Origin of the sequence: Pseudodesulfovibrio portus, from assembly GCF_026000375.1 — a bacterium.
GTDB classification, from domain to species: domain Bacteria; phylum Desulfobacterota; class Desulfovibrionia; order Desulfovibrionales; family Desulfovibrionaceae; genus Pseudodesulfovibrio; species Pseudodesulfovibrio portus.
Genome location: NZ_AP026708.1, coordinates 2,420,231 through 2,433,795, shown reverse-complemented (window position 1 = coordinate 2,433,795; position 13,565 = coordinate 2,420,231). Strand labels below are relative to the sequence as shown.

Below are 13,565 nucleotides of genomic sequence, written 5' to 3'. Positions count from 1 at the left end.
AATAAAACATTCTTCATTTAACGTCACTGGAGATCACCTTGCTTACCGCACTATTTGGTGGTAATTTGGTGGTCAGCTGGAGATTAGCCCAGGAGGCCGAAGTGAGAAAGAAATGGTTCTCGACAGATAAATACCCCGGAATCAGATGGCAGCAGCATCCAAAGCGCAAGCATGGTGTCCGCTTCGATCGTCATTTTGGCTATCGGTTCATGTTCCAAGGGAAAAGGTATGAAGGATTTCTTGGCTGGGAAACAGAAGGCTGGAGTGAACTGAAGGCCCACACAAAGAAAGAACTCTACCTTGAGAACGTCAAGAAAGGACACGGACCCACGAGCCCTATTGAAGAGGCGGAACAGTCCCGCGAAGCCATTCAGGCTGAAAAACGCAAAGACATCTCTTTTGAAACTTACTTCAACAACCGCTATCTTCCTGAGGCTCGCACCCGAAAAAAGCCACACACTATTAGGACAGAGGAACAACACCTCAGAGACTGGCTCTCTCCCCAACTGAATGGGAAGCCCATGCGTTCCATCACGCCAGACGATATCGAACAAATCAAACTCGCCGTACTAGACAAGGGACGTACCCTCCGAACTGCCCAACATGTCCTGGCAGTTTTTCGGCTCGTGTGGAATCACGCCCGCAAAAGAAGGATCGTTGAAACAGACAGCCCTACCCGTGCAATTGAAATTGGCAAGATCAACAACGAACGAACCCGCTTTCTCAAACCAGAAGAAGCACAAAAGCTGCTGGAGACTGTGAAGGGTCTTGATGAAGGCGCATATGAACTGACTTTGGCAGCCCTATACACCGGCGCCAGGCTCGGAGAACTCACCAGCCTGACGTGGAGCGCAATCGATATTCAAGAAAAATCCATTACGCTTCTGCATACGAAAACAGGCAAACCCCGAGCCCTTCCTATGGCCAACCCCTTATTTGAGATACTCAAAACAAAAAATGAGGGCGCTCCTGAAGATCTCGTATTCACGAACTCTAAGGGAGAAAGATGGCGAGAAGCTCCATGGGGCTTCAGGCAAGCGATCAAGGATCTCAAATTCAACGAAGGCCGGTCAGACAAACGGGAATGGATTTGTTTCCATAGCCTCAGACATACCGCAGCATCCATGATGATGACTGCAGGTGTAGACGTGAGGACCATCCAAACCCACTTCGGATGGTCAACTCTCGCCATGCTCCAACGATACACGCATGCGATGGATGAATCTAAACGTGCGGCGGTTAATTCACTGGAAAAGGCATTGGCAAAGCGACCCACCGGGAAGGTCATTCAGGGAAGCTGGGGAGCAAAACACAACGGCTAATTACGAACTCATGTAAGAATCGTATTTGCCAAAAAAGAAGAACCACTAATTCACTCGTGGCTCTTCCTTTTTTTACGAAGCTCGGACAATCAGTCTTCCTTCATCATCCGCTTCTTTTTCGGTTTCTTCCTCCAGTTCGTCCACCATATTCTTATCCGGTTCAAAGGGACGATGTTCTTCATCCTCTTCCAACGCATAGACACCAGTTACGGCCAGAATGCCAACGGCCACACCGCCGATAAACGTCCAAAAGTCTCGCATGGTTTTCTCCTTAGGTTATACTTCGAAAACATAGCCGCAACGATTGCAGCGGTATTCGCAGATGATATGCCGGTCGATGTGCTCCCCCACCTGGTTGCCCACGGCTGACCCGGCAAAGAATCCAGCTACCGCTCCAGCCAATCCTCCGGTGAGGACACCGATGCCGGTTCCGACGACAGGAATTACGGAGCCGATGATTCCGCCTGCGGTCGCCCCTGCGGAAGTGCTGTAGTATCCGACGGCTCCGCCAGCAGCACCGCCGATCGCCGTGCCGATCTTCTGGGAAGCATTTACCAATACGACGTGATCCGAACTGCCGCAGTTCGGGCATTTTGGAGTCTCTTCACTCATATTTTCCTCGTGATGATGAGAAGTTATCGGACGAACGCACTGCGCAGCATGCCGAACATGGCAGGAGCCAGCTCGGACAAGTCATTGACAGTACGACTGTGGTCAGGAAGCAGTTTATTGATGGCCTCAGACAGGATGCCCAGGCCGTAGATCTCGACGCCGAACCTTCTGCCCTCTTCAACCGCATCAAGGGCAAGGTGGAATGAATCCGGATCGCCGTCCGTCAGGATCAGGATCATCTTCCTCGATTCGGGAAGCGGTTGCATTTGCTGAAGCACCCACCACAAGGCTTCACCGAGGGGCGTACAGCCGGTAGCGCTCATGTCGAAGTTGGCGTGAAGTCGTTCTCCGTGCCTCAATATCGGGCAGACCGTGGGGCCAGGGCTATTCTCATTTCCACCGTCTGTGGGAGAGCCAGCCGGGAATGCCGTCACAGCCACGTTGATACCGTCGATGGAGTCCAGGGCTGTGGTCACGGCATGGCAGATCTGGGTCGTCAGCTTGATACGCCTTCGCATGGAGCCTGAGCAGTCCAGAAGGATGTGTACGGCAGTGTCGATGCCGACCTTGCGCCCGTTGCGCTTGAAGACACGAGCATCAGCCACCGAGACTCTATGTAGTTGCCGTGCATCCAATCGACCATGACGACCGACTTTGCTTCGCGTGAGCACCGAGGATTGCAGCAGTCCCTGGAGCTGGGTCCGCAGGGCAATCGACGCCCGTTTCGTTGCAGCGATGCCCTCGGGATCGATGGGCTTCATACTCTTGGTTCCCAGTTGTGCCACCCGAAGGGACTCGTCCACGTTTATCGGCGTCTCATTCCGCAGTTTGGCAGCCAGAGTCTCACCGAAGTCGGCGGGCAAGTGGTTTTCATCAGCGTGAATCAGACACTCAAGCTGGCGTCTCGAATCGATGCTGACAGTATCCAAGGGTAGCCCATCAGGACTCCCCACCACTGCCGTCTTATCCGGTTGATCGCCCCTGTTCTCCTGGGGCTCAGAGGCCGATTTGTCCTTGAGGATGGAAACGACCTCCCGAGCGTAGAGGATGCAATCCTGAGTCGAATCACAGTACGCATGCACCTTCTTCAGGACGTGGTTCAGTCGAGAGATCAACCCCGGATAATGGCTTTCGATGAAGCTGCCCACGCCATCACGCTGGCCGATCAACGAAGGAACGTCCCATGCCCGGACTGACAGCAACAGCCAGTTGAGCACAGCCATGGCCGGATCAGTTGCCTGCTCGTTGTCATTGCCGAACAGATGCTGAATGAGCCAGTTGAAGTTCTGCCTGCAACCAGGAAACAGTTTGGCCAACCGATGTTCCACGCGCCAGTCCTCAAAAGTGTTCCACACGTGCATCTCCAGCGGCGTCAGGTTCGCCAGACGAAGCCAGTCAAACCGGGTTTCCCGGATATGTGCAGCCTCATGGTCGATGTAGCCACGGGCCAGACCGATGAGGGTCTCACTGCATTCCAGAGGGAGTGCAGGCAGGTGGACAGTATTGCCGTCCGTGTACGCGCCCTTGCCGCCGATGACGACTTTCACACCGTATTTCCGTCCAAGAACGGAGGCGACCATAGGCAGGGACTTCATGATGAGGTTGTTCGTCATGACGATCACCAAAGCCCATGGCTGTCGATTGCGTGCTGATGCACCGACTCAGGCACAAAACCGATCGTTGCGGCAGGTACTTTCTCCCGCACAGCCGGAATCGTATCCGCAACCAGACCTGACAGGATGTCTGCCGCATCATGCCCTTCCAGGATCTTCTGCCCATGTACAAGGAGTGTAGCCGGATCTCGCAGCAGCGACACCACCCCCTGAAGCATGACCAACGCACTTCCCTGGATATGCCCTCGTTTGGGCATGCGGTTGAAGGCAGTATCAAGGAGATCCATCACAGGCATGACGCGGGGTTCAACAAAGCTGAGACCAGACAGTTTGCTGTGGATGGAGCGCAGGGGCGACAGCGCCTTGTGGGTCACTTTATCCTTGCCCTCGAAGCAGCGATGCCAGGTATCGGTTGCTGCCTTGGCGACTTCGCCGAAGAGCGTGTCGCCGAGTTCGCTCACTTCCTCATGCAGTCCCTGGTGGACAGTACCATCCGTGGGCGGAAGCAGCTTGAACAACTGCCACTTGAAGCCGATACGGCTGCGGACGTAATCCGCACTGACCGTCGAAGCGCCGATCAGCCGCTCCCAGCCGGGATGCTGAGCGATCCAGTTTTGCACGGCCTGGTCATACCGATTCAGGAACTGTTCTTTTGCCATCAGGAAATCATCCCGGATGGTTGTCAGTTCGGTCACGATTTCATCAGCCTTGTCTTCGGGGATAGCCCAGCCGCCGAGGAAACGGACGCCGGTCCGATCAAGAAGGTTTACCGCACGGGCCTTGAGGGTGCCAAAGACACGCAGTTCCCTCGGGTCGCAGACCTTCTTGCTGCCGAGCGACGCGAGTTCTCCGGGCGGCAATTCCGCTCCGCCGAAGTCGGCAGGCGTCAGTTTCTTGCGGGCAGTCCAGATGCTCACATCCAGGTTCAGGGCCATCAGGTTGTCGAGCACGGTAATGTCAGTATGCGTATTCATAGTTTACTCCTTGGTTTCCTGGGGAAAAATGCGCTGAGCCAGCTCGTGCAGCACGGTCCGGGTTTCCGGTGTGGCACGATAGCCGAGGGCGCGGTCTAATGCGTAAGTCACGGGTTGGATGCCTTGGCGGGCAAGCGGTTGGAATCGGACGGTCAGATCTGCCCAGCGAATCAGAGTACGGGTCGAGAACGTCACTTCGATGGTGTCGCGGAAATTACCGTCAGCCTCACCCATAAACAGTTTGCGGACCTCATTGGCGTAATCCACCATCTTGGTCCGCACGTCTTTGGGGAGTCCCGGAGCCTTGCGATGCAATAGTTCCTGCTCGGCTTTAGGACTGGGGTAACCGATTTCGCAAAGCCAGAACCGATCCATGAAGGCAAGGTTCTGCCGAAGTGTTCCCTGGTAGAGTCCGGTCTCATCGGTCCCACCATTGGTGTTGGCTGTGGCCGCAAACCGGAACAGTGGATGGGGCTTGATGACCTCCCCTCCGTTCTCGGGAATGCACAGTGGATCTCCGTCCAAAATACCGTTCAGGCCAGCGGCAGTCGCTGGATCAAGCAAGTCGATTTCGTTCAGGAGGAAGAGCCCGCCGAACTTCATGGCCAGCGCAAGCGGCCCGTACTGGAAGGTCATGTTGGAATCTTCCACGGTAAGATGCCCGACCATATCCGGGAACTCCAACCGTCCATGGCCGGTAATGTCGAACACCGGGTAATTGAGCTTGGCAGCAAGCTGCTTGATGAGGCTCGTCTTGCCTGAACCGGCAGGTCCGAACACGTACAGCGGATCGGACGATTCCATAAACCAGACCACGGCATCGCGGCTGGAGTCATGGAACAGGTATTCCGGGTTGAGATCTGGGGTAAACGAGCACGGGGCCATAAATCCGCGCACTTTCCGATTGGACTTTTTACCGCTAAAAATCTCACCGGCATCATGTTCTGCGGGCTGGAGGGATTGTAATTCTTTCAAAACGCTATTCATGGTTTTCCTCCTATGGAAATGAAAAGCCCCGCTCCACGTCATGTGGAGCGGGGACTCAAAGAATTGTGTTGGGAAGCTAAAAAGAACTCGTTCTTATGTGAATAATATATGCCTGAAATTAAATGAATAGCAGGCTGCTAAAAAGTCGAAAGGTATGTCCGCTTGAATGGCATTCAAGAGGTCGTGGGTTCAATCCCCTCCAGCTCCACCCATGATTATAAAGGCTTAGAATGTTTTTCTTCTAAGCCTTTTTTGTATTTTACACACAATGCCAATTATATTGTTGGTGAGTGGTCAGCTTGTGGGACATATGGCGTATTTCGCACATTCGGTATATGAATGCTCTGGTATAAATGGATATAGGGACGCTCATTGGGTCACTTTGTGATTCGTTTTTGTTCCACATTGTGGTTCAATTTAATGTGTCTGGAGCTGAAACTGGATAAGGAAAACTACTGAGGAAGATAGTCGTTGATGCATAAGGGATCATGTTTATGCGGCAAGGTGGTTTTTCAGGTCGAAGGCGATTTTGAGAATTTCTATCTTTGCCATTGTGAGCGTTGTCGGAAGGATACAGGATCTGCGCATGCAGCCAATTTGTTTTCTTCTACGGCCAGCTTGAGTTGGTTGACGGGTCAAGAATCTGTCCGGGTGTTTGATTTGGACGGGCATATCAAGAGCTTTTGCGTCAATTGCGGCTCCGCTCTGCCGAACCTGCAGATGGATGGAGCTTTGGTCGTCGTTCCGGCGGGCAGCCTCGACACGGATGTCTCGACCAGACCTGACGGGCATATATTTGTCGCAAACAAGGCGAATTGGGATGAAAAATTAGAGAATGTCACGGTTTTTGACAGGCTTCCCGAAGAGAATCATGAGTAAATAAGTCCATGTGACTTTCTGTTGTTTACCTGGAAGACTCCGGGATGATTTCAGCGCAGGTGACACCCGTACCTTAAACGGCATTCAAGAGGTCGTGCATGACTTAATAACAAGGTGCACCCCAGCAGAAGTGCACCTTGCTATTATGCCGCCGACTTCAGCGGCTTGTTTATCTTGCCAATATACAACCGATCATACGGCTTGCCTGTCTTTACGCATTCATCTAGCGCTGATTGTGCCTTGATTTCATTACCAATCAAAGACGACAGCGTGTCCAGCACCAACGAGCGGTCTAAGGTCTTCCTTCCAGCCACGGTTACAACCCGAAACCGGTGATTTCCGGTCGAGATCCAGTCCTGTGCACCGATCAAACTATATGTCTGCCGGATGCGTTTCTCTGACTCGGCGATGCGCTCCTCTAAGGCCGTCTTCCGTTCCTTGAGCATGGCCAGCTCTTCCAACTCCAAACCGCAAGCGGAATCCGAGGGGATGCTCACAGCCTGAAACTTCGGGCAGTCCGTGTTGACATCGCACCAGTCGCACAGAGGATGAAAACCCTGGCAATAGTCGAGGTCGTTCAACCCTAGACTAGCGGAGCGCACGTCCTCAGTGGTTCGCCAGATAGCCACCGCCGTTTGCAGACACGTCTCAAGCATGCCCATATCCGGCAGATACGGCCCGAACGGCTTGACCTTGTCCATGGATATGGAGAGCACCCAGGCTTCGATATCCACGTTGTCAGGCGACTCAGGCAAGGCCACGTTGAAGAGCCTCTGTATGGCTTGTGGGAATGTGACCTGCTGTAACTCCGTTTGCGGAACCGAAAAGCTTGGTTCAGCCCAGCAGGATTTGAGCAACCCCACCTGGCCATAAAGCTGCGCCTCATATGACGCATACAGTGACTCTAGGATACGTCCATTGCTTTTGAGCTCCAGAATCCGCACGGCAGGCCGCTGGCCGCCCCAAACCAGGGTGAAGTCAAGGTGAGCCTTGATAGGCACGCCGTTGTGCTCGACGCTGATCTCAAGCTGCGGCACCAGCTTTACTCCGGTAGCATCAAGCGCCTTCTCGATGCCATGCTCCTGCCAATGGCCACGTTGCAAGATTAACTGTTGGCCAAGGACACGGACCAAATCGTCTGGAGCAAGTCCACCTACGGCGGTTGCGGCAGGAACGGCGGACAAACCCAGCTTGCTCGCCACGGCTGCCCTCATACATTCCATGCTTTTGCCGATGTCCGACATGCCGATGTACCGGCTACGGTCTCCTAGCTCATTGGCCGTCTTCTGCTCGCCAAGAGCTAGGAGTCCTTGAGTCAACAACCGTATCAGCCCTTGTGCTTTGATATCGCTATGCCGCATCTGCATACCTCCACCAGACCTTACGAGTACCATCCCATCGGAATCCGGCCTTGCGGAGGAATTCCTTCTTGGAATGGGTGTCGCCGGTCGCCAGCACGCATTGCTTGCCATCATTGGCAGTGCCAGACCTGTATTGAACGCCATCCAGACGAGGCAGATTTGATGCTCCTGGGTCATTACCCTTGCGAGGCGATATTGCTGTTGTAGCGGTTACTCGATCATCGGGATTACGGGGGGTAAAACCTCGATTTTGACTTTCTCCACGAGGTGAAGCCATTTCGCCGTCATCGTCACTTTCCGTCACGATCCCGATCAAAGCCGACAATCCGTATCGACGCGCATAGGTCATAGCCGAACCATATCCCTGCGGATCGTTCTTCGGCAGGGGCATGGTCAACAAAGAGGCCTGCCACTGGCCGGTCTCCGCATGGACGATCTTGGTCACCAGCCCAAGCTGATTGGAGTCGACCGAGACGGGATACTGGGTCAACCAAATGCCATGCTCAAGCAGAGCATCCCGGCAAGCGTTCATGACCGAATGAAGCGTCGCGTATCGACTATTGGTAAAAGTGTTTTCGGCATCCTTGAGCGCAGGAGAAAGGGTCTGCTGCACCAGGATCATCGCCTCAGCCAATTCAGTGATTTCCTGGGAACTCATTTGGGAGTTCATAATTACCTCCTTGAAAAGAGAAAACCCCAGTACTGCATCATGCAGCACCAGGGCAGTTGGTCAATCCGAAGCCAAAAAGATCTAGCTTTCAAAATAGTAATATATGTCTGAAAACAAATGAAAAACAGAACGAAAACTAAGCTGTAAACAGTTTCGGGTATAATAGAACTTTGTGTCTTTTTGAAATCTTGATCAAAAGTAAAGGATCAAGAGAGAGTCAAATACTCTCAGTGAAAAGCCCTGACGTTTACGCTATGAAACATCAGCCCACCAAAACTTAAATGAGCATTGAGCGTTTAAATAGAGTCAAAAGCGAATAATAGTTTCTTTTTTGTTGTTTTTTTTGCTTTTGTTTGGCTTTTGATTTCTTTTGACTGTTTTTATTTGTGTGGTATTATAAAGACGTTTTGCCATTGATTTGAGATAAAATGAACACACTACCGACTATAAGGGCTAAATCATGAATACATACTTTGCTGTTGGGATAGGGCTCGTTACAGGGTTTATTCTAGGGTTCGCTGTATTAATTATGATACTGCGAGGGAAAATGACATTTCGATCTCGAAAAAATCGTCGAAACCCCAAAAAACTAAGTAACTTTAGGTTTGACAAACAAAAGAAGTACGAAAAAGAAGGAAGAAAATACCCCTTTTCTTACTAAGGCAGAAATATATTACAATTACTAAATTAGGAAAAATCATGAATAACAAAACAACCATAACAATTACAGACCTGGATGCGATGCGTCTTGAAACTATACTATCCTCTTCATTTGATAGCAAAGGCAAACACCTGGCCGATCTAGAACGGGAACTTGAGAGGGCAATCATTGTTCCCTCAGAAAAGGTTTGTCCAAATACTGTTACTATGAATTCGGTTGTTGCATTTAGAATTCTGCCTTCCGGCAAAAAATTTTGTCTTCAGCTTGTTTATCCGGACAAAACAGCCGAAAATGATACTCTCTCGGTTTTTGCACCTGTGGGCAGTGCCCTTATAGGCCTAACTAAAGGAGAGAAAATCAGATGGACAAAACCCAATGGCTCTAAAATGGAAATAATCGTTGATGAGGTTGTTTACCAACCAGAAAGAGAGGGGGCATACTCCCTCTAGATATCAAGTTTGTCTATTTTCCCCATGGACTAAACGGTTGCAGTCTTATCTATTTTACTACGAATTTATAATCACTGTCGGCACGAGAGGTGCAAAGCAATGAGGAAACGTAATTGTTCGATCCTGAAATCATAACGACTGGATTCATCATTTTTTTTGCCAGAATATGTGACGTATCCATTGGCACTGTTCGCGTGATCACTACAATTCAAGGGCGAACCGCCATCGCATTTTGTTTGGCATTTTTTGAAATCATTATTTGGCTGACTGTCGCCAGTACAGTGATTAATCAAATTTCGGAGAAACCGCTGTTGGTAATTTTTTATGCATTCGGTTTTGCAACTGGCAACGTGGTTGGAATACTTGTAGAACGAAGATTAGCCTTTGGAACGAAAATACTCAGAATTATTACTCCTGACAAAGGACATGCCATCGCGGTACATTTAAGAAACAAAGGTCAACCAGTCACAATTTACGAGGGTGAGGGTATGCATGGGACAGTCTATGAACTTTATATAGCTTGCCAGCGAAGGGACCTTAAATGGATTCTACCCGAAGTTCGTCGCATTGATCCAAAACTATTTTACGTCATTGAACAGGCTCGAGATATGAGCAAAATTTACCAATCTGCGTACTCACCATTAAAAGGTTTGCAAGAAACGGACAAGGCTAAATAGGCCTATAAACATGCCTATTCCAAAGACTGACCATATATGTATTTGTTTGATATTTTTTTTATGATCCGTTAATATGCATTACTCGTATGGCGCCATTGATCTCTTTTATTTTAGAGGAGAAAAATGATTATCGACTAACGCCAATGCTAAAATCAGATGTTGGAAATAGGATAAATGGTGCTGTTATAATGCTCTGTTTTGAATCAAGCTGATTTATTGTATGATATACATGCATATCTAAATCAAAGAATATGTCAGCACGATTTGATGACACCATTTTGAGTGCGTCGATAGAATTATCAAACAAGTTGACTTTTAAATGTTAATTCATTGCTACGAATCCGTTCCCTCTATAGCTCGAAATTTGGTATTTACTTAGTCCTTTTATAGTCTTGGTACTTAGTATTTCCTCTTTTTTAGGGCTGTTTGAACTTGTGGCAATCAAAATTGGCGACTGAAGAACTGGTGTTTCAGCAAATATAGTATACTTTTCTCTGCCAAGAGTTGCGACTATACAAAATCCATCCATTTCACCCGTTTTTACCATTTCTTGCGCTCTTACCCACGGGTATCCTTCATGGATTACGTGGTATCCAAGTATGTTTTGAAATACTTCAGTTAACAAATCTACCAATACCCCTTTCATTTCTCGGTGTTTGTTTTCCAGCTATAAGGCGGAGCCTTATCGGCGTATGCGATTTTGATGGCCGTCTCTACTTGAGCAAAAGAGGGGGGGGTATGCAACCACGCAATCAAGGCAATGAAAACTAATATGAATTTTTTCATATTTTTGAATTCCTCTTGGGTGGTTAATTCTCCACCTAGGTTTAGTTTCGATTAGAATACTCCCATCCACTAAAATTTATCAAGTTATCCAGAACTCACTTCTGAGCAGATCCAAAAGATCAAGGGGAAACAAGCTGACAGATGGAGGGTTACAGACCTTGCTAATAAGTATGGAGTATCGAGGCAGACGATTTACACCGTTTTGAAAAGTAATCCCACCGAACCGGAGTCACCAAAGACGCTAACAAACGACACAGACAGTGACCCTAAAGTAGGCATCATACGCCGACTCCGCAAACCGTAACACCGTTGATAGGGGAAGGAGCTATTCGCTCCTTCCTCTATCTCGTTTTAACCTCTTCCTTCTGGCTGCACATGGATATGACTCTCCCTGTCGCCTACCAACTCAAAAGGTATCCCCTTCTGCTTCACGACCTGGGTGAGAAAGAGTCTTACCGCAGTACTCGGTGACAGTCCTATAGCCTCCAAAACCTCCTTAGCATCGGATTTCAGCTCTTCTGGAACCCTTACGCTTATCGGTTTTTGCATCGTCCCTCCTCTTTTTGTAGTCATATTATAGCTACACATCGTATTAGAATTACATACAAAACAGGATGCAGCCGATACAAATCCTGTTGATCTGATTAAAAAATATTACAGTCAGAAATTTTATGACTTGGTGGATGATCATGAGCAATGACCTTCAGCTCTACGACACACGCCAACGTCATTTTTGGCTGTGGTGATTAGTAATATCTAATAGACACAATCACTTAACATGATTGGAGAAAGACAATGACAAAGAAAAAGAACAACTATGGCAAAGTCACCTACGAAGACAAGTTCAATGGTAAGACGATCCTGACTGACAAAGAGAAAGGGTATGGATGTAGAGAAGACATCCTCGAAGCTATCGATCAGCGCATTGAACATGCCACAGGTAAACGTTCCAGGACTCTCTGCACTCGTATGGATTTTAGGTTTGCACGTAACTCACATCCACCAAAGGACAACAGTCGCATGACGAAGTTCCTTTCTACCTACAACAAGGATCTGAAGCGAAGTGGAGACGATCCTGAGTACGTGTGTGTCCGTGAGCAGAGTCGAGAAAAACATCAGCATTACCACCTCATCCTTCTTACCAACCAGAGAAACCACCAGTTCCCTCACAAGTTCATCGAGAAAGCTGAGAAGCATTGGGCAGCAGCAAACGGTTTAGACAACGCTAAAGGGTTGGTGGACCACTGCACAAAAGACAGAGATGGAAAGAAACAGACTAACAACTATCGGCTAAACCGGAGCGATGAAGACTTCGAGGGTGTAAAGAACGAATGCTTCAAGAGATGCAGCTACCTGGCAAAGATCAACACCAAGGGCAACCAACCTAAACACAAACGTGAGGTGCTGTGTTCTCGGCTACCGAAATCCCCAAAATAACGAACCATACACGCAACAAAGGCTAGTCAGTCCTGATGGAATTACTCTGTCAGGACTTTTTTTATATCAACACAAGACCTTAGGAGGAGTTCTCCCATGACTTCTATGAAATTTTTAAACATTAAAAACGGTAACTTTGTGTACTTCAACAACGTAATTGGACCAATGATCGACTGTCAGCTGACCATAGCTGGTAAACGCTTTCTGAAATGGGGACCGAGTGGACTGGAAGGCGAACAGCTGTGTCTCAACGAATCACAGATCCCACAAGGATGGACATTAGCTTATGACCTGGACCTAGCTGTCGGTGACGAGGTGTATCGCTTGACCATTAGCCACGGAGTCATCGTCAAAGGTCTTAAACCCTACCTTTCGGAACTCGCTCTACGGCAGGAGACACTGAAGACCGTAGTTACTCGCTTGACTGTCGTCACCAACAACAGGTTCTCATTTCCTACCTTCGAAGTAGCTGATCAAGGCAGCATCTTTTAACGGCATAACACATGGCGGTGATCTCGGAGTTCTTTTCGAAAACCGGGATCATCGCTGTGTGTAAATATTGAAGAAGAAAGGACAACCAGAGGGAAAGATCGATTTTCAGCTGTACTATGCTGCGAAAATTATCTGCTAGAGAAACGCAAAGACTCCAGCTAGGTCGTTACCAAGGAGGCATGTCTTTACCGACTCATCAGCCAAGTTTCAGCATCTTCTAACTCCGTAAATATTTTCACGTTTTTATTGGAACCGAAAAGATGTCTGTAAAGCGCATAGTTCATCTCTGAGCACACAAAAGCTTTTTGTAAGTCAGGTGATGAAGAGTCTAACTCCTCTCCTCCCTGGACCACTGTAACAGCTTTTCCAAGATCGATATGGAGATGACATTGACTCTCGTCAATCAGGAGCTTCTTGAGGGCTGCTTTCTGCAAGTCAACTCTCACTTTCTCAATGTACTCCATCATCTGCTCAACGGACCATATAGCTCCATGGGCTGTCACGAGGAGGTAATTATCTTTTATTTCAGACTGGTAGAAGACGTTCATAGCGATATTCAGCTTAGGTTTACCCTCAAAGCTTGGATATGCTAGAGGGAACAGCATCTGTTGTAAAGAATCAATTCAACAATACCGACTACCAGAA

16 protein-coding genes are annotated in these 13,565 nt (G+C 48.9%); 6 read left to right on the top strand and 10 right to left on the bottom strand.

All coding sequences use genetic code 11. The annotated features are described in order from the left end of the window. Positions 1–38: 38 nt before the first annotated feature. Positions 39–1,322 (top strand): tyrosine-type recombinase/integrase, encoded by a 1,284-nt coding sequence (locus OO730_RS11680; protein WP_264981639.1) that lies wholly within the window; start codon positions 39–41, stop codon positions 1,320–1,322. A gap of 72 nt (positions 1,323–1,394) precedes the next feature. Here the strand turns inward: OO730_RS11680 and OO730_RS11675 are convergent, their stop codons facing one another. From OO730_RS11675 to OO730_RS11655, 5 genes are read right to left on the bottom strand one after another with little or no spacing between them, the layout of a single operon-like run. Further along, positions 1,395–1,583, bottom strand: a complete 189-nt coding sequence (locus tag OO730_RS11675) for a hypothetical protein (RefSeq protein WP_264981638.1) — start codon at positions 1,581–1,583, stop codon at positions 1,395–1,397. Between the two features lie 15 nt (positions 1,584–1,598). After that, positions 1,599–1,934 (bottom strand): hypothetical protein, encoded by a 336-nt coding sequence (locus tag OO730_RS11670; protein WP_264981637.1) that lies wholly within the window; start codon positions 1,932–1,934, stop codon positions 1,599–1,601. A gap of 23 nt (positions 1,935–1,957) precedes the next feature. Continuing rightward, a complete protein-coding gene (locus OO730_RS11665) occupies positions 1,958–3,547 on the bottom strand; it encodes a VWA domain-containing protein (protein ID WP_264981636.1) in 1,590 nt (529 codons plus the stop codon). 5 nt (positions 3,548–3,552) lie between these two features. Further along, positions 3,553–4,521 carry a DUF3150 domain-containing protein gene (locus OO730_RS11660; protein ID WP_066802627.1) on the bottom strand — a complete coding sequence of 323 codons (969 nt, stop codon included), beginning with the start codon at positions 4,519–4,521 and terminating at the stop codon, positions 3,553–3,555. A gap of 3 nt (positions 4,522–4,524) precedes the next feature. Continuing rightward, positions 4,525–5,508, bottom strand: coding sequence for an AAA family ATPase (locus OO730_RS11655; RefSeq protein ID WP_066802625.1), 984 nt, complete (start codon positions 5,506–5,508; stop codon positions 4,525–4,527). Positions 5,509–5,982: 474 nt separating this feature from the next. Here OO730_RS11655 and OO730_RS11650 point away from each other — a divergent pair, with 474 nt between their 5' ends. Continuing rightward, positions 5,983–6,387: a GFA family protein gene (locus OO730_RS11650; RefSeq protein ID WP_264981635.1), complete on the top strand. Its 405-nt coding sequence runs from the start codon at positions 5,983–5,985 to the stop codon at positions 6,385–6,387. A gap of 143 nt (positions 6,388–6,530) precedes the next feature. On the opposite strand, the gene OO730_RS11645 is transcribed toward OO730_RS11650, so the two are convergent. Next, positions 6,531–7,754, bottom strand: a complete 1,224-nt coding sequence (locus tag OO730_RS11645) for a hypothetical protein (protein ID WP_264981634.1) — start codon at positions 7,752–7,754, stop codon at positions 6,531–6,533. After that, a complete protein-coding gene (locus OO730_RS11640) occupies positions 7,738–8,418 on the bottom strand; it encodes an ERF family protein (RefSeq protein ID WP_264981633.1) in 681 nt (226 codons plus the stop codon). Before OO730_RS11640 ends, OO730_RS11645 begins: the two co-directional genes overlap by 17 nt. A gap of 699 nt (positions 8,419–9,117) precedes the next feature. Here OO730_RS11640 and rnk point away from each other — a divergent pair. Both rnk and OO730_RS11630 read left to right on the top strand, forming a co-directional pair. Beyond that, the gene (gene rnk, locus OO730_RS11635) at positions 9,118–9,528 is read left to right on the top strand and encodes a nucleoside diphosphate kinase regulator (protein WP_264981632.1); all 411 of its coding nucleotides are present in this window, start codon (positions 9,118–9,120) and stop codon (positions 9,526–9,528) included. Between the two features lie 113 nt (positions 9,529–9,641). Beyond that, positions 9,642–10,205 (top strand): DUF2179 domain-containing protein, encoded by a 564-nt coding sequence (locus tag OO730_RS11630; protein WP_264981631.1) that lies wholly within the window; start codon positions 9,642–9,644, stop codon positions 10,203–10,205. Between the two features lie 642 nt (positions 10,206–10,847). On the opposite strand, the gene OO730_RS11625 is transcribed toward OO730_RS11630, so the two are convergent. Together OO730_RS11625 and OO730_RS16310 are read right to left on the bottom strand one after the other, a co-directional pair. After that, positions 10,848–10,991 carry a hypothetical protein gene (locus tag OO730_RS11625; RefSeq protein ID WP_264981630.1) on the bottom strand — a complete coding sequence of 48 codons (144 nt, stop codon included), beginning with the start codon at positions 10,989–10,991 and terminating at the stop codon, positions 10,848–10,850. A 351-nt stretch (positions 10,992–11,342) separates the two neighbouring features. After that, positions 11,343–11,540 (bottom strand): type II toxin-antitoxin system RelB/DinJ family antitoxin, encoded by a 198-nt coding sequence (locus OO730_RS16310; RefSeq protein ID WP_407681892.1) that lies wholly within the window; start codon positions 11,538–11,540, stop codon positions 11,343–11,345. Between the two features lie 246 nt (positions 11,541–11,786). Here OO730_RS16310 and OO730_RS11620 point away from each other — a divergent pair, with 246 nt between their 5' ends. Continuing rightward, on the top strand, positions 11,787–12,428 hold the full coding sequence (locus OO730_RS11620) for an inovirus Gp2 family protein (RefSeq protein ID WP_264981629.1): 642 nt from the start codon (positions 11,787–11,789) through the stop codon (positions 12,426–12,428). Positions 12,429–12,524: 96 nt separating this feature from the next. Next, a complete protein-coding gene (locus tag OO730_RS11615; RefSeq protein WP_264981628.1) occupies positions 12,525–12,920 on the top strand; it encodes a hypothetical protein in 396 nt (131 codons plus the stop codon). 185 nt (positions 12,921–13,105) lie between these two features. Here OO730_RS11615 and OO730_RS11610 read toward each other — a convergent pair whose 3' ends face one another. Next, on the bottom strand, positions 13,106–13,468 hold the full coding sequence (locus OO730_RS11610) for a hypothetical protein (protein WP_264981627.1): 363 nt from the start codon (positions 13,466–13,468) through the stop codon (positions 13,106–13,108). Between the last annotated feature and the right edge of the window lie 97 nt (positions 13,469–13,565).

What these genes read in the sequence shown, in the direction of transcription:
- OO730_RS11660 (WP_066802627.1), bottom strand. Translation starts at nt 4,521, where the DNA reads ATGAATACGCATACTGACATTACCGTGCTCGACAACCTGATGGCCCTG.
- rnk (WP_264981632.1), top strand. Translation starts at nt 9,118, where the DNA reads ATGAATAACAAAACAACCATAACAATTACAGACCTGGATGCGATGCGT.
- OO730_RS11655 (WP_066802625.1), bottom strand. Translation starts at nt 5,508, where the DNA reads ATGAATAGCGTTTTGAAAGAATTACAATCCCTCCAGCCCGCAGAACAT.
- OO730_RS11640 (WP_264981633.1), bottom strand. Translation starts at nt 8,418, where the DNA reads ATGAACTCCCAAATGAGTTCCCAGGAAATCACTGAATTGGCTGAGGCG.
- OO730_RS11620 (WP_264981629.1), top strand. Translation starts at nt 11,787, where the DNA reads ATGACAAAGAAAAAGAACAACTATGGCAAAGTCACCTACGAAGACAAG.
- OO730_RS11665 (WP_264981636.1), bottom strand. Translation starts at nt 3,547, where the DNA reads ATGACGAACAACCTCATCATGAAGTCCCTGCCTATGGTCGCCTCCGTT.
- OO730_RS16310 (WP_407681892.1), bottom strand. Translation starts at nt 11,540, where the DNA reads ATGCAAAAACCGATAAGCGTAAGGGTTCCAGAAGAGCTGAAATCCGAT.
- OO730_RS11670 (WP_264981637.1), bottom strand. Translation starts at nt 1,934, where the DNA reads ATGAGTGAAGAGACTCCAAAATGCCCGAACTGCGGCAGTTCGGATCAC.
- OO730_RS11650 (WP_264981635.1), top strand. Translation starts at nt 5,983, where the DNA reads ATGCATAAGGGATCATGTTTATGCGGCAAGGTGGTTTTTCAGGTCGAA.
- OO730_RS11645 (WP_264981634.1), bottom strand. Translation starts at nt 7,754, where the DNA reads ATGCAGATGCGGCATAGCGATATCAAAGCACAAGGGCTGATACGGTTG.
- OO730_RS11615 (WP_264981628.1), top strand. Translation starts at nt 12,525, where the DNA reads ATGACTTCTATGAAATTTTTAAACATTAAAAACGGTAACTTTGTGTAC.
- OO730_RS11625 (WP_264981630.1), bottom strand. Translation starts at nt 10,991, where the DNA reads ATGAAAAAATTCATATTAGTTTTCATTGCCTTGATTGCGTGGTTGCAT.
- OO730_RS11675 (WP_264981638.1), bottom strand. Translation starts at nt 1,583, where the DNA reads ATGCGAGACTTTTGGACGTTTATCGGCGGTGTGGCCGTTGGCATTCTG.
- OO730_RS11610 (WP_264981627.1), bottom strand. Translation starts at nt 13,468, where the DNA reads ATGAACGTCTTCTACCAGTCTGAAATAAAAGATAATTACCTCCTCGTG.